Source organism: Magnetococcales bacterium (assembly GCA_015231175.1).
GTDB lineage: Bacteria > Pseudomonadota > Magnetococcia > Magnetococcales > DC0425bin3 > HA3dbin3.
In genome coordinates, this window is sequence record JADGBZ010000006.1 from 72,529 (window position 1) to 92,630 (window position 20,102).

Here is a 20,102-nt window from a genome sequence, read left to right on the forward strand (position 1 = left end):
CGGTTCCTGCGGTGTTCGCTTTTCCCCCGGACCTGCTCCTCCTCGCCATCCTCTCCCCTCCGCAAAACAGGTCGCTGCTGCCACCCCGAGAGCGTGCGGCATGTCCGATGCTTGGCCCTCTGTGGCGCATCTGACAGCGGATCCGTGGCTGCCCTCGACCTTTTTTTGGCCCACAGCGCCGAACATCAAAGCACGACAACATGGCAAACTATTTGCATGACTTCAACCCATCATGACGGGTCTCATGCAGTGACCCACCCTGGGTGGCGGTGACCCGAAGCAGATGTCGCTCCGCCAATAGAGGAGATGAAGCCATGTTGCAAAATCAGATTCTCAAGCAGGAATTGACTGGTTTTTCCCTGCAAATCGACCCAAGCCTGCCGGTCATTCGGTATATCCTGGAGGGTGAGCCGATCGGCGTGGCTATACCCAGACCTGGCCTCGGTATTCCTCGTGCAAACATCGAGGAAGATGAGAGTTTCCTGCCCCCGCTGGAGAAACGTTGGTGCTGTGCGTCGGGCTTTTTGCCGCAATGATGGGCCAGTCATGACAGCCACCGGAAAGCGTGCTGTCCCTCCGGTGGCGGGAGCGGTGTGACGGGTGCGCTGCGTCGCTGTGCCACGTCACCCGCGTCAATGTTCGTTCGAGTGGAGGAAACATCGTGAATACGCCGCAAAAGATGGCCGACCCCATGATGGCGGAATTTTTGACGGAAAGCCGTCAAACAATGGTCATGTTGACCCAGAGTGACCTGCAAGCCTGGGTGCAAAACCTGGACCGGCTGGCGCATTCGAGCCGACATCAAACCATCCCTGACCGTCTCCACACCCGGGCCCGCTAGAAAAAAAGAGGGGCTCCGCAAGGCTGGGGCCATTTTGGCAACTTGACAACCTTCCCAAACTCCACCAAGATGCGCGGGCAGTTGAGGCCCGCCGTGGTTGCTGGCGGCTTAAGCAGATGGTCGGACGGGGCGTGGCGCAGCCTGGTAGCGCACTAGCATGGGGTGCTAGGGGTCGGAGGTTCGAATCCTCTCGCCCCGACCAATCTTTGCGGTCGGGAAGTGTCCTGTTTCTGTTTGGGTCGGCGGGCTGTACAACTTCGGAGCCTCCTCTTGCGGCCCGTATGTTGTAGCCTTCTTCCCTTTCCTCACCCTGCGTGATACTTTGAGCGGCGTCCCCTGTCACTACTCTAGGACCGGATGCCAGCATGAAGTTGCGACGCCTGCCCCAGCTCCTGAGATGGTCCCAACGTCGACGCATCTGCGGGGCGTGTTTCGCCGATCCCTGGCGGGCATCCCTTCTCCTCACCTTTCTCACCAAAAATCCTTTCCAGCTTCAATGTGTTCACGGCCTGACCCACCCGTTCGAGTGGGCCGATCACCCCCTTTGGGACTGGCTCTCCAGTCATCAAGCGGTCCGGGTCGGCATGTCCGACACGGGGGATCTGCTGATCAGACAGGATAAGCATCCCACCTTCGCCCTGCGCCCCGGAACCAGCGACGGGGAGATGTTCCGGGATATTGTCATCGAAGATGAGTACCAGCTGGCCACGTTGCCTGAACGCCTCCACACGGTGTTGGACGTAGGCGCCAATATCGGCCTCTTCGGCTGCCTCCTCCTGGAACGAGCCGACAAGGTGTTCCTGGTCGAACCTGACCCCGACAACGTCCTACAAATCAAAAAAAATCTGGCCCTGCACAAAAAAAAAAACGCCACAGTGCTACAAATGGCTGTCTCGGGAGAGTCAAACCAGACCGTGGACTTTTTTTCCCACAAACGGAAAAAATGTTGCAACACGTTGCTGCCAGGCAGTTTCAAACCCTGTGACTCCGATGCCATCCAGGTAAAACAGGTCAAGACCATCTCCCTGCGGGATCTGCTCCAGTGGACCGGCGAAAACACCGTGGATCTGCTCAAGTGCGATGTCGAGGGGGCAGAGTATGACATCGTTGCCGCAGCGGCAAAGGATGGTTCCCTGGCAAAGTTTTCCGCCATCCTCATGGAGGTGCATGTCCGAAACAAGGATGGCCTGGCCGCAGCCGATACCCTGCTGGAACAGATTCGCCAGAGCGGGTTTTCCGTTCAACGTCTCGACTCCAAACCAGGAATCAAACAAAACAAAAACGCTGGCAAGGCCCTTGGCTTCAATATTTTTTGCCGGGCCTCCACCCCAGCCGGGGAGTAGAACAAGGAGACACAGGCATGCCTGAAAAAAATCAATCTCTGCCTCCGGAAACAACTGTGTTGGCAGATTCTCTCTCCTTGGCCAAGGATGGCGCACTCCAGGTCATGCCGCAGGAGATGGGACGGTCAGATCGAATCAATGCCCTGATCATCAATGATCTACAGTCGCCTCTCGGCGCCATGGCAGGCCTGTTGGACCTGGTTTTGCGGGATGTGGACGCCTTGCGGCCCGACCAGGCCGCCCTCGTGCAACGCGCCTACGACATCACCCGGAGCCTCTCCCAATCCACTCAACGCCTTTTCCACCTGTATGGGGCGCGTCATGCCGGTCTGACCCCGAATGCCATATTCATACCCGGCCAGGAGGTCGTCAATGCCGCCGTGACCCTGGCATCCCCGCAGGCCAAATGGCGCCAGATCAAGATTGTCACCCATATCCCAAGTGAGTTACGCCTGTTCGGGGATCCCACCCTGTTGAAGGAGGTCACGCTTGAGCTGCTCCTGAACGCCATCAACGTCACCAAACCCGATGGTCAGGTGGATTTGGAGATGACGGAACATGTGGACCGTGGCCCGGGAGAGGCGCCCTGGATCACCTGCTCGGTCCGGGACCAGGGAGACGGTATTGCGGCGGAAGATCAACAAGAACTGTTTACGGAAAAAGGCACAGTGTCCGTCAAGTCATCTCTTGGCGGGCGGCGCAAGCGCGGCACCAGCCTGGGGCTACCCCTGGCGTCCCGTATCGTGGCAGCGCATGGCGGCATGCTGGAGGTAACGTCGGAAGTCGGCAAGGGAAGTGCATTTCACATGCGGTTGCCCAACCCAAAACCCCGGGTTCTGCTTGTGGATGATCAACAACTGGATCTGGATTTTCTGGCCACGATGCTTGACTCCCTCAACATCGACGTGATCAAGGCCAGGAGCGGCCCTCTGGCCCTGGTCGCCCTGGGTGAGGGAGCCCGCAACATCCATCACGGCTCGGGTATCGATCTGGTCGTGACCGACATCGCCATGCCGGTCATGAATGGATTCGAGCTGCTGGAACAGATCGTCCGGGATCCCCTCACCGCCTCGATCCCGGTGATCCTGTTGACCGGCGAAGAGTCCATGGTCCAAAGAGTCAAAGGATTCCGGATGGGCGCGGCTGATTTTATCATGAAGCCTGTGCAACCCACCGACTTTCTGGCAAGCGTTCGCCGCCTGATGTGCCTGACACCCGGTTATTGACCTTTTTCCACCCAAGCGTTGCCGGGATCAATCCATGACCCATACAGAGAATCTCGTCGGCGGGACGCACTTCCCGGACCACATCCGCGTACTGCTGGTGGATGATGAATCCATCAACCGTCAGGTCACAACCACCATGTTGAAACACCTTGGCATCACGGTCGAGGTGGCTGAAAACGGAAAAGAGGCATTGGATTTGCTACAGCAGCGTCACTACAACCTCGTTCTGATGGATTGCCAGATGCCCTGCATGGATGGATATGAGGCTACCCGGGAGTTTCGCCGCCTGGAGAGTCGGCGCGCCACTGCTCCCTCCTTGCCCATTCTGGCCCTCTCCTCCTTCTCCGTGGCGAAAGAGAGACAGCTCTGTTTGGCCGCAGGCATGGATGATTGTTTGACAAAACCGGTTACGTTACGAATACTTCAGGAAAAATTGATGTTTTGGCTGGGATTGGGCGCCGCTGCACCGGCACAGGGGGGCAGGGTTGACCAGCACCAGGATCCCGTAAAAATATTGGATGCAAAGAAGCTGGCTGACCTCAAGCAAGCATTGGCGGGTGTTCCCGGCGCCTTTGCCGACCTGGTTGGCCAGTTTCTTGACAAATCGGAGTCCCAAATCGTAGAGATCAACCAGGCTTTGATTGTCGGGGAGTTTGCCCTCGTACAGCGCAGGGCCCACAGCCTGAAATCCCAAAGCGCCACCTTTGGCGCCATGACCCTTTCGGATCTGCTGAAACAATTGGAGCTGCATGCCCGTTCCGGGGATCTCTCCGCAGCGACGAACGCCTTGAAACGGGTGCAGACCGAGTTCAGTCACGTCAAGACGGCCTTGGAAAACGAACGCCTCCCGCAACCTCAGCCCCTTGCCTGAAGAGATCCATGGACACTCAGACAATATCCCGGGAAAACCCTTTTTTTGTCTACTATGGGGGGATCGTTGTCAGTTGGTTTGCAGACGGAAGCCGCGTCCGGACATCCTCCGATGACCTGATAACCTGGATCACACCCTCCACATCCTGGAGCGATGCCGAATCCCCGGAAACCCATGGTGACAAACCTGGCACTTTCCTGGATGAAACCCGGGTCAGCATATTGCAGCAGAAGGTCAAGAAGCTTCGCGCCTCCCTGTTGGAAGAGGCGAAGCACACCCGGGAGAGGGGCGCCACCGGTCCCAGCACAAAACCCCTGACCCAACAATTCGAACTCTTCCGACTGGCCTTGATGCAGCGCAACGAAGGGGTGGTGACCGAAAACCCCTTCTACGAACTGGCCCGCATCCTGTTTGAACTCAACCTGGTCGCCCTGCGGTCCGCTTTTGTCGCCCATCAAAGGCATATCAGCGCCCCCCCTCCCCCCCCCATCAAGGTCACGCGGTCCTTGGCCAACATTTGGGGATCAGGAACCGGAGGTCTCTCCTTGTGGCGAAAAATTCGTGAAACCCTGACCAAGACCGGCAACCTGGGAAAGTTTCTGCTGGGTCTTTTTCTCTATTGCGGTTCCTCCCTGACCACGGCCATGGGAGCCAACGATCTGTTTCAGAATCCCTCGTTTATCAAGCTGTTCGGCGAAGAGCTGGCCGGTCAGGAACATCAAAGTACCCGCTTGCTCCTCTCCCTGGCAGTGGGGCTCCTGCTCTCCTCGGTCATTCTGGATTTCAAGTCACGCCTGTTTCAGGGGATCGCGTCCACCGGCGCGGTCTTCCGGGGCATGTTGACCACGTTTCGCCGCTATCCCCGCTGGTTTGTCGTGGCCTTCTTTCTTACCGGCGTCTCCATTTCGACCAACTTTGACGGCATCGTGCTGCTGACTTCTAAATCCAGTGACCTCCAGCAACAGTGGTTTGTCATTCGCGACCAGGTCAGCGCCGCCCTAGGCGACCCCAAGACAGCCAACCCGGAAAAACCCAGCACCCTCCACGATATCCGTGTCGGTCTGGAAGGGAAGGTCAAGGCAGCTCTGGAGAAGTTTCAGAGCGTCCCGCAGGACGAGATGCGCGGCATCGCCAGCAGTGGCATTTCGCTGAAAGGCCCCCGCTATTGGGGAAAACATTACATCATCCACGGGGGATATCAGCCCGGGCAACGCGATGTCAGTCGGGAATCCGACAAAAAAAGCGCTCTGGCCACCGAAATCGATACCATGCTGCGTGCGTCCAAACTGGACCTGAAAGTCTCCCTGAATGATCGCGTCAAGCACATCATGGCCGAATACGACCGGGATTTCCGGAACATGGAAAGCATCGTCGGCCACGAGATGCAGTCGCTGGAAAACCTCATGAACTTTGACTCGTTGACCCTGAAAAACTCCGGAACTGTCCTGGCACTGGAGCCTTATCACGTCAACGAAAAGGTTCAAACCATTGTCGTTGCTCTGGAAAAAAGCAAAAATCGCTTTGGCGTAACCGCCAAAAAAATTGAGAGCTTGAGCGAAGAGTACGTGCAACTGCTCCGCACCGTGGACCGGGCCGGAACCCCCTCCAATGTCAACTATGATATCCATATCAAGATTGACATCCCTCAGATCAGCGCTATCGACAAGTTGAAAGAGGGTGGCATCCCCATGGCCAAGCGGCGCAGTATCCCCGAGTTGTACGCTTTTCTGTTGAACCATTATGGCGTCGTTCTGGGCCTGTCTTTTCTGATCTTGATCCTTGTCGTCGCCATCAGCATGGATCTCTCCGATCCCATCCTCTACAGCACCATGGTGGCGCGCTGGGGCCGCCGCGACCAGGAGTTTCTGGCTGAAAACATCCAGCGTTTCATCGAGTGGGAGGCAGATCATGTCGCCAAAATCCGCACCTTTCTGGTGCGCTCCGACGTGCGCCCGCTGATGCCCTCTGTCCCCTGCCCCAAAAAAGAGATCATCCACCTGGCCCTGCACGAGCTTTTGGAAGATACCAACCCCATCGTCAAGGATGCCTCGACCCGCTCTTTTGTCGAACATCTTCGCTATTGGTTCATGGGACTTTTCACCACGGCCCGCGTTGCCGCAGTGGAGGCCTACAATGCCCGGCAAACCCTGATCAGCGACTACTACCGGCGGCATGAGGCCTACGCGCCCAATCTGTTGAACCGTATCTTCCCCGGCCTGTTCAGACCGATCGGCAACGCCTACTATACTTTCGGTGCATGCCGTGAAGAAGTTATTGATAAAATTGCAAAAACAAGAGATAAGTTCAATGCCGCACTGGACTCGGAGCACGCCAGGATGGCCCAAATCGTGGTGGCGGAGACCACCACGGACAAGGAGGGATCCACACATATCAGCTCCTCCAGATCCTCCTCCTTTTTTGCTGAAATCCGGCGTCATGTCAAAAACACCCTGTATACCGTGTTTTTGCGTCCTTTGACCCCCCCCGACCGCCGTCCCTTCCCCCTGACCCGCGTGGGCTGGCTGTACTCCACGAGTCAAAGCATGGCCGCCTCTCTGGATCGCAAGAACGTCCTGGAACAACTTCTGCCGTTCCTTCTCACCTCATTGAACGACCGCTTTCCTGACATACGGAGCCGTTTTCTGACCCCCTTGACACAATCCTTGACCCGGATCACCAAACCGGAAGGTCTGATCTCGGCGTTCAAGATCGAGGCGTTGCAAAAGGAGTTTGCAAACCTTGAGCGGGGGTATTTTGAACTCCTCGGCCTGGCGCATTTTCACCGCTCCCTGTTCCATGAGGGGGTCTTTCTGCAAGTAGTCAAGGCCAATAACCTGACTGAGGTGGAAAATATCCTGAAAAATGCTGACCAAAAATTTGACAGCAAACCGATGGAACGCCAGATTGCCCGTCTAGAGGATCGTGTCAGCCAGATCCTGCAACTGATCGACAACCTGGTTTCGCAACAGGATACCCTCATCTTCACCTTGACCCGCATCCGCAAAGATCATCTGAGCCCCATCCATGCCATCATGGAACACCTCAAATTCAGGGAGGTATTCGAGGTCACCCTGGGCATCGACCGGCTGGAGTGCAGCCTGAGTACCATCGAAGATTTTTTACTGGACCTTTGGGACAGCCGAAAAATAGTGGAGCGCCCCAGCCACAAACAAAATGGTCGCTCCGCCGCAAAAAAATCCCTCGGCGGAGACTCTCTCCACGAAATTATCTCCATTATCAGCTTTGACCGGGAAACAGGTGAATTCATTTTGCTCCGCCAGGTACAAAATCTTGAAAGGATGTGTCAGACAACCCATGAGCTTTTGAATTCCACCATCTTTGTCCTGACCCTGGTCGACAAGATCGCCACCAAAATCCGGACACAAATGGACGAGGCGTTGCGATCTCTGCACGAGATCCACGAGATCGAACCCCTGTTTCTCTTTGGATCTGATAACCCGGACGACCCAGCCCAACATGACAAACGGGTCTTTCTCGAAAACTACCGCCTGTTCCTGCGTTCCATTCCCTTACAGATCAACTCCATGAAGGATCGGCTTGACCTGCTGCTGAACAATCCCGACATTGCCGAACCACACAATGTGGCCCTGTGCCGCGCCCTGGAGTCCCAATGCTTCAAACTGTTCAGCTTCCTGAAAAATTGCCTGGAGTATCTCCAGGGCAAGCGGGACTCGGTCGGCCTTTCGACCGCCCTGGTCCAAATGTATCCAGGCCAAATGGGAAGCCAGGTCGGAGGGGCCCTCCGATCAGAATCACCTACCCTACCCGAGTTGGAAGAGGATGCCTTGCCGACTGGTGTCCCCCTGGCCAAGATCATGGGACAAATTCGCCGTGAGCTGGAGGAGACACGCAGCGTATTGTTGGCCATCAACCAGTTGGAATGGAAAGCCCTGGAGTGTCCCATCCCCCCGCAGGAACTGATGAAGACCTTCAAGACCCATCAACCTTTCCTGAAGCATCTCACCCTGTCGATTGAGGATTCACAGGCAACGCTTGGCGCCATCCAGTCGTCGATCGACCAGGGAGACCCGGAAGAGAGAATCCAGTCCGCCCTGTTACCCTTGTATCAACAAACCCGGGTCTATCTGCAAAGGGTGAAGCATATTCACACACAGGTCTCCATCTCTCCCGTCATCGACCGCCGTCTGCAAGCGGAAAACAATGCGGCTGGAGACCCACCCAAGGTTGACCACAAGCGCTCCAAAGATTCTCTGCTGTACGAGTTCTGTGGTACTTCGTATCATGGTTCCCGACGTCGGGCCGAGCGCACACAGGTCAACAGCTCCTTTGAACTGACGTTGGCCTCGGGGGGTACCATAACCGGGCAGACGGTAGATATCAGCAAGTCTGGTCTGGCCGTGGAGAGCGACACCCCGGACCCCTCCTGGGCCAAGGAGATGCAGGGAACCGTAACCTTGGGCATCGATCCCGACAAATCGGAATTTTCCTGTTACCTGGTGCGGGTCGCCGGCAAAAGGGCGGCCATGACCATCGCCAACAAGGATGAGGACCGTTTTGTCAAACTGGTCCGCGACAGGGTTTTGGGTGGCGCTGTAGGGGGGCTCGTGACCCTGGACTCGGAGTTTACCATCTCCCTCTGACACCACATCGTCCATCAGCTCCAGGTCATGTGCCATGCAAAACGAAATCTCCTATCAGGAACTGGTCCAATTTCTCAGAGGTGTCGCCGGATTTCGCGAGATCGACCCGACCGTCATCGAGACCAGGATTATCCCCATGCTGAGCGTGGTCACATATCAGACCGGTGACCAGATCCTGCGCAGAAACCACGATAACGGCACCTTGTATCTGCTGCGCGACGGCCAAATCCGGGTGGAGGTTCCCACCGCAGGTGAACCACGCCCCGTCATTCTCAAAGCCGGGGCCATCCTGGGCGAGATGTCCCTCGTCTCCAACAAACCTGCCGCCGCCAACGTGTTTGCGCACACCGATGCCACCCTCCTGACCCTGGATGTGGAGACCTTTCGCGACCTCATGCAGGAAAATGTCGAAATGACCCGATCCTTTGCCTTCATGATCGGCCAGCGGATCGCGGATTTTGTCAAACTGAGAAAATAACAAGTGAGGGAACTACTCGGCGCCCTTTCAAGAAAAGCTTGGATATGAAAGCCTTTGTCAGGGCTTCGCCCCGAACCCCACCAGGACTCTGTCCTGGACCTGCCAGGGGGCCAGCCCCATGGATCCCGATTCGTGACCGGGTACATGGGCAGCTACTAAAGTGCGAAAGGTGGCAAAGAAATTGGCTCGCTTGATGCTTGTGTACTGCGTCGGATTCTGCCTGCATCTGTCGGGATGAGGTTCTCATGCCCAATATCCTCGCCGTCTATTTGAACCATACCTGGTTTCCCGGGGTTCTGCTGCTCGTCATTCTGGCCTGGGGCACTCTCCAGTGGATACGGCTGGACCGGGTCCATCTGCAATGGGTCCGCTCCCGGTTGGCATCGGCGCAAACCCTCCTCGACAGCCAAGGCAGCGTCCAGGAGTTCTCCCGCAATTTTTCCACCATCGATGCCGGCTTTGCCCGCAACGAGCTGTTGGCCGATGCCTGGGCTGCGTTCCGACTGACCCTGCGGGTGCAGGCAACAGAGCCCGTGCGCGGCCTGCGGGATGCGCGGGAATATTTTCCCTTCGACAAGGTGGTTGTGCCACATATCGACCTGGAATTTTTCCGCTCGGTACCGGGCTACATGATCGGGGGAGGCTTGTTGATCACCTTCGCCACCATGACCGCCGCCCTGATCACCACCACCCAGGGGCTGGTCACCACCGATCCCAATCAGTTCCGGCATGCCCTGCTCGGATTGCTGAACACCGCCTCGCTGAAGTTTCTCATCTCCTTCGTCGCCATTTTTGCCGGCATGCTCTTTTCGTGGGCCGAACGGCACCGGGTGCGTACCCTCACCCGCCAGATGGATATTTTCTGCGTCGAACTCAACATGCGGATCATGCTGGGTAGCGCCGACTCCCTGGCCATCCCCGGTGGCATGACCGCCACCATCGATGAAACCGGCCTCGCTGAGCAAATCTCCGCCCGTCTCAATCTCTCCATCCATACCTTGCGGGAGAAGGTGGTCAAAAGCATCCAGGGCACCCTGCATCCGGTTCTCGAAGAGTTGCGTCAGGAAAATGCCCGCCAGGCAGAGTCCCAGGAGATCTCCCTCAACGAGTTGATGATGCGCCTTGATCAACAAAAACGCGCACGCGAGGCCGATACCTCCCGGGAGTTGCAGCGCGCCACCACCCGCCTGGACCAGGTCATCGGCTCGCTGGAAGAACGTTTTGCCGAAATGGCCCGCGACTCCGCCGTGCGGGTGTTGGACACCTATCAAGACCGGACCGAACAAATGTTGCGGAGCCGGGAGACACTTTTGCGGCAGTCGTTGCGAGAGATGACCGATCGTCTCACCCTGAACCAAACCCCTGAAACAACCCTCGCTCAACTCCAAACCGAGATGGCCCGCATCGGAGATTTGATCCGGGAGATGGGACAGGGTCTGGTGGTCGAATGGACCGAGCGCCTGCGGCAGGAGGTTTCTCCGGAACGGGTGGTGGCCGGTATTCACCAGAAAAGCCAACACCTGCCCACCCATCAGGAACCCCTCTATCAACAAACCCTGGCCTCCGTCCTGGAGAGGCTGAACAGCGACACGTTTTTGACGCCCCTGCTGGAGACCCTGCATGCCGAGGGCGAACGCTTGGCACAACGCAACGAAAGCGTCATTCGTCAGGTGTTGGCCGAAACCACGACGGAGTTGCACACCCACCTCTCGGCATCGCCGGGCCAGACCGATGCCACGCAATTTGAACGTCCCCTGGCCAGGCTGGAGGCCAGGACCGGGGAGTTGTTGCACCACGCCATCCAGGAGCTTTTGCAAAACCTCCAGCACGCCGAAAAACGCTTTTTGCAGGACAATGTTCAGGCTGTGCGGGCCATCCTGGATGAGAAAGAGTCCCACACCGCTCAGGCCATGCGGGCCATCCTGGATGAGAAAGAGTCCCGCACCGTAGCACAACCGCCGGATCTACAGCCTGTTTTGGCCGAACTGCGCCGGCAGGGCGCCTCCCAGGAGACGATGCTGCGCGAACTCCTGGATGGCCACAACAACCAGCCGGATCTGGAACCGGCGCTCCAGGAGCTGCGTGCGGCGCTGGCAGCCGGGCGGGTTGACCTGGAGCCGCTGCTGGCCGTGTTGCGGGAGCAGAGCGCAAGCCTCGCCCAACGACAATCACAAACCCTGCACGAAGTCCTGGACGCCGTCGCGGTGCGGGGCAGTGATGGCGCGGTCAGCCTGGATCCCCTGCTCGCCGCCGTCAAGGCCGAAGGGGAGAGGGTGCTCTCCCACCAGAGCGAGTTGGTTCATCAGGCGCTGGCCGCAGTGGTCACCGATCTGAAGAGCGTCCTGGGCAGTCCCAACCTGGCGCAGGATCTGACCCGGACCATGCAGGAAACAGTGCAGGAAGAGGGCAAACGCCAACGCACCGCCCAGGAGCAGGCGGTCCGCCTGGCCCTGGCCGAAGAGGGACAACGCTGGCGGCTGGATCAGGCAGAAACCATCCGCACCACCCTGACCGCTGCGGAAGAAAAGCTGCGTACCCATCAGGAGCGAGTGGCCCGGCAGACCGTCACCGACGTGGTCGCCAAATGGGCAGATTTGAAGGAAATATTGCACAGCCAGAACGAAACCCAGCTGGCCACCCTGGAGCGGCAATGGCGGGATATTCTGAGTGCTGAGTTGGGCAAGCGGGATCCACTCCTGACCCATCTGGGAGAGGTCTTGACCCGGGATCCACCGGCATTGGATCTGCAACCTCTTCTGACCGAGTTGCGCCAACAGAATACCCTACTCCTCGCTGCCCAGGAGAGGGTATTGCAGGATCTCCTGGGAACCGACCGGCGCACCCTGGAACCCATTCTGACCGAGGTGCGCACCGCCCTGACACTGGACCGAATCACCCTGGATCCGCTGTTGGCCGTCCTGCGGGAGCAGGGTGAATACCTGGCCCAATACCAATCCCGAACCCTGAGCGAGGTGTTGGAGAGCGTGGCGGTGCGCGGCAGCGATGGGGAGGTCAGCCTGGAACCCCTGATGGCCGCCGTCAAGGCCGAAGGAGAACGTATCCTTTCCCGCCAGGACGAATTGATCCATCAGGCGCTTGCGGGTCTGGCACTCAACCTCAAGGTGGTCATGGGTGGCGACACCGCCCAACTCCAGGAACACCTGACTCAACAGGTTGGAAACGTTGAGAAACGCCTAACCCCGCTCCTGGAGAAACTCCAAGATCATCACCGGGCTTTGACAGGACATTTGACAACCATCGGCCAGCAGATCGAACCCATCGCAGAAACAATCCAGGCTCATCACAAGGTTCTCACCGGACAACTGGAGACCATCGGCCAGCAGATCGAACCCATCGCCGGAAGGCTCCAGGATCGGCAAGACGTTCAGACCGAACAGTTGACGAGCGTCAGCCACCGGATCGAACCGGTCCTGGAGAGGTTGATGGAACAGAGCGCAACCCTGGCCGAACGGCTGCGCGGGGTGGAAAACCAGTTCGCTCCGCTCCTGGAGAAGTTGCAGGACGAACATGCAATCCTTCTTGCCACCCATGAGCAACAAATACGAGACATCCTGGCTGCCGAGTTTGCCCAACGTGACCCGCTTCTGGCCCATTTGGAGGAGGTATGGACGACACCCGACCCTGAACCGGATTGGCAGCCCCTCCTCGACGCCCTGCACAACCGGAGCACCTCACTGCTCGCCGCCCAGGAGGAGGCTTTGCGCAACCTGATCGGTGAGGATCGGGCCACCCTGGATCCACTCCTGACAGAGATGCAAGAGGCCCTGGCCACCGACCGGTTCAACCTGGATCCCCTCTTGACGGCCCTGCGCACCCAGGGGGAACACCTGCTCCAACAACACTCCCAGACCCTGCAAGAGGTGCTGGATCTCATTCGGGGCGGAGTGGGTTCAGGAAGCTTTGACCTGGAGCCGTTGCTTGCCGAGGTCAAGGCAAGGGGAGAACAACTCCTGACACGCCAGGAGTCCTTGATCCGACAAACCCTGGAGGGTGTGCTGGATGACCTGCGTACCGTCACAGATCACGGCAATCTGGCGCGTGAGTTGACCAACGCCGTCAAGGACGAAGGGAGCCGCCTGCGCCTGGACCAGGAGCAAACCATCCGCAACGCCTTGGCCCAACTTGAGGAGCGCCTGACCGAGCGGGCTGGTCCGACTGGCGTGGAGTCTGTCTTGCGCGAGTTGCTGGCCCAGGAACGGCGGAGCCTGGAACCGGTGTTGACGGAGGTGCGCCATGCCCTGGCCCAGGATCGCTTCACCCTGGATCCGTTGCTGGCAGCCCTGCGCGAGCAGAGCGAAAACATGGCCCAGCGGCAATCCAAAACCCTGCACGAGGTGTTGCACGCCGTGGCTGTGCGCGGTAGCGATGAGGGGGTCAATCTGGATCCGCTGTTGGCAGCCGTCAGGGCCGAAGGGGAACGCATCCTCTCCCGCCAGGATGAGCTGGTCCGTCAGGCCATGGGCAACGTTGTCTTCGACCTGAAAGCCGCCGTGGGCAGCGACGATCTGGCACGGGATCTGACCCACGCAGTCAAAAACGAAGTGGAACACCTGCGCACCAACCAGGAGACGGTGCTGCGTGACGCCCTGGCGCGTGTGGCCGACGATCTGAAGTCCCAAAACGAAACACTGCTCGCAGCCCAGACCAGGCTGATGACAACGACCCTGGGTAAAGATGATCTCTCAGCCGCCCTGGATGTGGCATCGAGGAGCTGGAACGATCCGTTGACCAGGGAGATCCAGGCGATCGGTGAACGGCTGAATGCCTTTATCAACACCTTGAGCAAATCTGGAGAGACCGAAAGAAAGACCTTCCTGGAGCACATCCAGGCCTCTGCCGCAAGCATGGTCGAGGCACAAAAACGCTCCCTGGAAGATGCGGTGGTCCATATCCTCACTCCCATACGCAACCTCCTGTACGAACAGGGAGAGCGCCAGAACGAAAGCCTGGTGCGCATCCTTTCCCAAGCACCGGGAGGGGGTTCGGGTACGGCAGAAAGCATCGACACCAACGCTTCGTGGGTCTTCGAGATTTTCCGCCGGGAAACCACCCAACTCCTGGAACGACAGATCGAGATGGTGAAGGAGGTGTTCGGCACCCAACCGGAAATCCTGCTGGGTGCCCTGCAAGAGTGGGCCGAGTTGTTGATCACCCGGCAAAACACCGAGTGGCGGGAGTCCCTCACCACGTTGAACCTCTCCCCTGCGCGGAGCGCCGTTGCCCACACCACCGGTACGACCTTCGATGAAGCCACCCTGGCCCAGGCCATCGTGGAGAGAATCTCCCTGACTCCGGTCCTGCAGGCTATGGAAAAATTTGGCCAGCATCTGGCCGACAACCAATTCCAGGCCCTGCAATCCGCCCTACAGGAGATGCTACAGAGAGATGCCAACCTCCTGAGGGAGGGGCATGAACGCATGCTGACCCTACAGGAACAAGGTCAGGAGTCGTGGCATCGAACCATCGAAGAACGTCTGTTGACCCCCATCCTGGAAGCCATGGGCCAGCAGGAGGAGCATCTGCTCCAGGTTCGGGCCGCGACTGCAAACTCCCTCGATCACGACACCCCGGTTCAGGAGTTCGGCCTTGAACCCCTGGTGGCCATTCTGCGGGAGGAGTTGCGCGGCGTCGTGGCCCTCCTGCCGCCGGAAGATCTGCTGGAACGGATCGTAACCGCCATCCAGGAGATGGATGAAAACTTGGTGCAGCAGTTGGCCCGTGAACTCTCACCTTCCTCTCTGCTCCAGGAGGTCCAGGAGCAGTTGGCCCGTCAGGATGGCCTGCTGGCCAAACTCCCTGCCGGTGACTCCCTGACCGGGGCCTTGGAAACGTTGCGCACCCAGGTCGAGGCCGGTTTGGCCACGGGCCTCTCCGCCGAAGTTGTGACCGAGATCGTCAAACGGGAGACCCATCAACTCGTCGAACGGTTTGCCACCAGTCAAACCAGCCTGCACGCCATGTTGTTCCCCTTGAACGAACTGTTGCCTCCCCTGAGCCAGGATCTCCGGCAAAGCAATCTCGATGTTTTGGAAGAACAAAAACAAACCAGGGAAACCCTGATCCAGGCCCTGGAAGGCTTGCGTTCCCACATCGAGGCCAAGCTGGCCCAAGGTCTCACCAGCACTGAAGTCGCCGACATCATCCAGACGGAAACCCGGCGCCTTTCCGAACATCTGACCACCCAGCAAACCAGCCTGCGGGAGATGTTCCACCCCCTGGAAACAACGTTGCAGGATGGGAACACCCGGTTGCAGGCGTTGCAGACCATGTTGAACCCTCTGGACGCCACCTTGCAAAAAGGCAACGACCAGTTGCAGGCGTTGCAGACCGTGTTGAACCCCCTGGGAGATGCCTTGCGGCAGGGTCACGCCCAGATACTGGAAGAACAAAAACGGGTGGTTGCCGAGGTCTTGACCCCCCAATGGCATGACCAGGAGGCCCGGTTGCTCGACCTGGGCCGACAAATCGACCATTTGGCGCAAAACCAGTCCCTGGTGTTGCACGAGGCCTTGGAGAGCGTCGCCGTGCGCGATGGCTCGGGCCAGTTGACCATCGAGCCCATTCTGGCGGCCATCACCGCTGAAGGGGAACGCCTCGTTGCCCGTCAGGAAGAGTTGCTCAGCGCCGTCTTTGCCTATGTCCGCTCCGACCTGAATCAAATCCTCCGCCAGGAACAACGCGAGGTTTTGCACCAGGAGGTCCAGGGTTTGACCGACCGCCTGACCCACATGGATCAAACCCTGCGCCAGGAACAACGCGAGCTGCTGCAACAGGAAATACAGGGCGTTGCCGGACACCTCTCCGGAATCGGCCAGACCCTGCGCCAGGAACAACGCGAGCTGCTGCAACAGGAAATACAGGGCGTTGCCGGACACCTCTCAGGTATCGGCCAATCCCTGCGCCAGGAACAACGCGAGCTGCTGCAACAGGAAATACAGGGCGTTGCCGGACACCTCTCAGGTATCGGCCAATCCCTGCGCCAGGAACAACGCGAGCTGCTGCAAGAGAAGATCCAGGAACTTGGCGCACGCCTGGGAGAATTCGCCCAAGCCGCCCGGCAACAACAGCAGGAGATGGGAACCCACCTGGAACAGGTTCTGGCCGCCGCCCTCGCGGAGAGTCGCAACCATCTCCTGGCCGTCCTGGCGGAGATCCGGCAACAACCGACCGGTGAGCCCTCCCAACCTTTCGCCGAGCAGAAATGGCAACAGTGGGAAAGCCAGCTGCTGGCCAGGCAAGAGAAGCTCCTGGAGGAACTTTTTGCCCGGGATCGGGCCACCCTGGAACCCATCCTGGGTGAGTTGAAAAAGGCCCTGCTCCATGATTTTGCCACTCTGAAACCCGATCTGGAAAAGTTGCAGACCGCACTGGTTGCCGGGGAGCGTGTCGAGCCAACCCATCTGCTGGAACAGATGCATCGGCACCATGGCGAACTCCTGCCGGCGATGGACCGGTTGATTCGGGACAACCTGAACCGGGAAAGCCTCGTCATGAATGCCATGATCGACGACTTCCGTGGTCTGTTCCGGGATTTTTCGATCAACCAATCCCGCGCCCTGCACGATGCCCTGGATGCGGTCGTGGTCAAGGGCATGGAGGGACAATCCACCCTCGACCCCGTTGTCGCCGTGGTCAGGGCCGAAACCGGACGCATGATGCTCCAACAACGGCAAATGATGGACGAAGCCCTCCCCGCCGCCCTGGCCCGGGCCGGCGCCACCCACTCCCGCGAGGTGGTGGCCGAGGTATTCCGCCAGGAGATCGGCCAGCTTGAAGAGCGTTTGCGGCTGGGACTGGAACGGCTGGCCTCCTTCATGGGGCCCGCCATGGAGTCCCTCAACAAAAAATTGGAATTTGAACCCCTGAAGGAGATCATCCGGGAGGAGAGCGAGCGGTTGACCCGGCGCCTGAGCCTGGACCTTGGCCGGGAAGAACTGGAAAGAACAATCCTCAACCAGGGGAATCAAATCAGCCAACGGCTCGTTGAACAGCTGAGCCGGAGCTTTTCCATGGATCCCCTGCTGGATCGGTTGCGGGAGATGGAGGGCCGTCTGGGCCAGGAACTCTCGCCCCGTGGGGTGCTGACAGCCCTGCATGCGGAAGGGGAGATGACGGTCAACCGGCTGGAACGGGTCATCCGCACCGCCGTGACCGACCGACCTGAGGGGATCTCCCGCACGGAGTTGGCAACCACTCTGACCCACATTGTCCAGCAAGAGGGTGAACAACTGGAAGGTGCCCTGCACCGGGTCGTCACGGATGCCCTTGCCAGGCAAGAGGGTGAACAACTGGAGGGCGCCCTGCACCGGGTCGTCACGGATGCCCTTGCCAAGGTGGTAGAGGTTTTGCCAAAACCCGCTGCCATCGTGCCCCCCCCCAAAGATGACCCCCGTCACCACCCCTGGCGAATCAAAGGGGACTCCCTGCTGACACTGCTGGAAGATGTGTCGCGCTTCATGGCGGTGTTTTTCGAGCGCAACGACGAGCGCATCAGCGCCAACATCGAGGAGATCGTCAGCCAACTGAAGGCCGATGTACCGGTCAACGATCCCAAGATGGTCGATCTGATCCTGGAGTTGACCGAACGCTTCAGCCGGTTGATCTTCGAGCATAACCTGGAGATCAACGGTCAGGTGTTGCAGGAGCTTGACCAGGGCCTGCTCAAAATGGCCCAGGGACTCCAGGATTTCACCCTGGAACTGATGGCGGAATTGAACGCCGAGATGGCCCTGGATGCGGATGAGATCCAAACCAACGCCGAGATGACCCTGGATGCGGATGAGGTCCAAACCGAGGTCGTCGCCGAAACACCGGAGGCGCCACCCTCGATGCCTTCCGCCGCCGAGGATCCCCTTCCCCAGATGGCAGCAGCACCGGTGGACTCCGCCTCCCCGACCCAGGATGCCGCTCAAAGTGCTCCTGACCAGCATCCCTGGCGCATCCATGGCAGCTCCCTGCTGGATCTGTTGGAAGATGTCTCCCGCTTTGTGGCCGCTTTCCTTGGGGAGAACGATGAACACATCACGGCAACGATCCGGGATATCACCACCCGGCTGCACACCGGTGCGCCGCTCGGTGACCCCTGGGTGATCGACCTCCTCCTGGAGTTGACCGAGCGCTTCAGCCAGATCATCCTCGACCGGAATCTGAACGGCCATGTCCTGTTGGAGCTCGACATGGGGTTGATGAAGGTTGCCCAGGGGTTGCAGACCTACACCCAAAAATTGCTGCTGGAGTTGTCAAACCAGCCCCAGGTTACCCCAGCCCCTTTGCCGGCGCCGGTCAGCCCACCCCCCGCTTCGGTCAGCCCACCTCCCGCTCCGGTCAGCCCACCTCCCGCTCCGGTGACGCCAACCCCTGTTCCCGATCAGACCGCGAAGCTGCCCATCAAGCCCACCCGGGTCAAGGCGCCCGCTTTCGTGCCCACCCGGGTCACGACGCCGCCCCCTGCTCCCATGCCCATGGAACAGCCGCCTGCCGCTGCCACCCACTCCGGAACACGCACCCCCACGGTCACGGATCCACGGAGAGAAACCTCCGCCAGGACAACGCCCGGTCCCTGGCAACACGTCGCCACGCTCCCCGGGCCAACAGCGGCCCTGCCTCCACCCGATGAGTCGCAAAAGTCCACTCCCCGGCAAAAAGCGACGACTCCCTCAGCCCCATGGCACGCACCTTCCCCGTCGCCGACCACGCTGCGCCAAGCGCCAGCGGGTACCCACAGAGCCGGGTCGCCGGTCAACACGCCACCCGCAGGTCCGTGGCACGCTCCATCTCCTTTGCCGACAAAGCCGAGCCAGCCGTCCGCAGCGATCCACGGCTCCGGCGGATGGGTAAAGGGGAACATACATCCAGAGTCCGGGGAAAAAGTCGGCGGTCCGTGGTTCATCAAACCGCCCGGGAATCTCCCCGCCGTCGCCAAACTGGAGCTGCATCAAGTTTTCACGCAAGAGCCAACGCCCCCTGCCCCCCACGATGGCATCGTAACGCCCAGAGTGCCAAAATTGGACAAGTTGTCTTTCTTCAACAATTTTTTGTCACGCTACAAATGAGCGCGTGATGGTGCGCACGTACTTTGGCTGAGGAGTCCGGAGTCGAATCGACTCCATGCATTGCAACCGGGACAAGCCTTGAATGGCCAGGGTTGACATGAAACTGAACCGCCACGATCCAGTCACTTACATGCTGCTTGATGGTGCCATTGGCATTATGACCTGGTTCCTGATGCTGCTTTTCTGTGCTCTGATCTTCTTTTTTTCGCTCCTGGCTCCCCATGCCCCTTCCCAGGTTGTGGGCATATCTCCGGCAACTCCACCCCGGCAAACTGCCGCCGAGCCAGAGGCCAAACCATCTGAAACCACGTCCCGGCAGACCACCACGACACCCTCTGTCCAACCTCCGGTTGGCTCAACCCAACAGACGCCCATCACGACCACCGTGCAACCACCCGTTACCACGGTCGAAAAAACACCGGTCGAGACCATCATCAAACCACCCGTCGCCACGGTCGAAAAAACACCGGTCGAGACCATCATCAAACCACCCGTCGCCACGGTCGAAAAAACACCGGTCGAGACCATCATCAAACCACCCGTCGCCACGGTCGAAAAAACACCGGTCGAGACCATCATCAAACCACCCGTCGCCACGGTCGAAAAAACGCCGGTCGAAACCATCGTCAAACCACCCGTCGCCACGGT

The 20,102-nt window shown here is 59.0% G+C and carries 9 protein-coding genes and 1 tRNA gene; all 10 read left to right on the forward strand.

Annotation, left to right across the window (positions count from 1 at the left end):
• The first annotated feature begins 314 nt into the window (after nt 1-314).
• On the forward strand, nt 315-536 hold the full coding sequence (locus HQL63_02470) for a hypothetical protein (GenBank protein ID MBF0175704.1): 222 nt from the start codon (nt 315-317) through the stop codon (nt 534-536).
• A gap of 125 nt (nt 537-661) precedes the next feature.
• A complete protein-coding gene (locus HQL63_02475; GenBank protein ID MBF0175705.1) occupies nt 662-841 on the forward strand; it encodes a hypothetical protein in 180 nt (59 codons plus the stop codon).
• A 125-nt stretch (nt 842-966) separates the two neighbouring features.
• A tRNA-Pro gene (locus HQL63_02480) sits at nt 967-1,043 on the forward strand.
• A 163-nt stretch (nt 1,044-1,206) separates the two neighbouring features.
• Nucleotides 1,207-2,184: an FkbM family methyltransferase gene (locus HQL63_02485; protein MBF0175706.1), complete on the forward strand. Its 978-nt coding sequence runs from the start codon at nt 1,207-1,209 to the stop codon at nt 2,182-2,184.
• Nucleotides 2,185-2,201: 17 nt separating this feature from the next.
• A complete protein-coding gene (locus HQL63_02490) occupies nt 2,202-3,410 on the forward strand; it encodes a hybrid sensor histidine kinase/response regulator (protein ID MBF0175707.1) in 1,209 nt (402 codons plus the stop codon).
• Nucleotides 3,411-3,444: 34 nt separating this feature from the next.
• Nucleotides 3,445-4,281 carry a response regulator gene (locus HQL63_02495; GenBank protein ID MBF0175708.1) on the forward strand — a complete coding sequence of 279 codons (837 nt, stop codon included), beginning with the start codon at nt 3,445-3,447 and terminating at the stop codon, nt 4,279-4,281.
• A gap of 8 nt (nt 4,282-4,289) precedes the next feature.
• The gene (locus HQL63_02500) at nt 4,290-8,903 is read left to right on the forward strand and encodes a PilZ domain-containing protein (GenBank protein ID MBF0175709.1); all 4,614 of its coding nucleotides are present in this window, start codon (nt 4,290-4,292) and stop codon (nt 8,901-8,903) included.
• Nucleotides 8,904-8,937: 34 nt separating this feature from the next.
• On the forward strand, nt 8,938-9,381 hold the full coding sequence (locus HQL63_02505) for a cyclic nucleotide-binding domain-containing protein (GenBank protein MBF0175710.1): 444 nt from the start codon (nt 8,938-8,940) through the stop codon (nt 9,379-9,381).
• Between the two features lie 245 nt (nt 9,382-9,626).
• Nucleotides 9,627-19,454: a hypothetical protein gene (locus HQL63_02510; GenBank protein MBF0175711.1), complete on the forward strand. Its 9,828-nt coding sequence runs from the start codon at nt 9,627-9,629 to the stop codon at nt 19,452-19,454.
• A 97-nt stretch (nt 19,455-19,551) separates the two neighbouring features.
• The coding region (locus HQL63_02515) for a hypothetical protein (GenBank protein ID MBF0175712.1) at nt 19,552-20,102 on the forward strand (551 nt) is incomplete at its 3' end.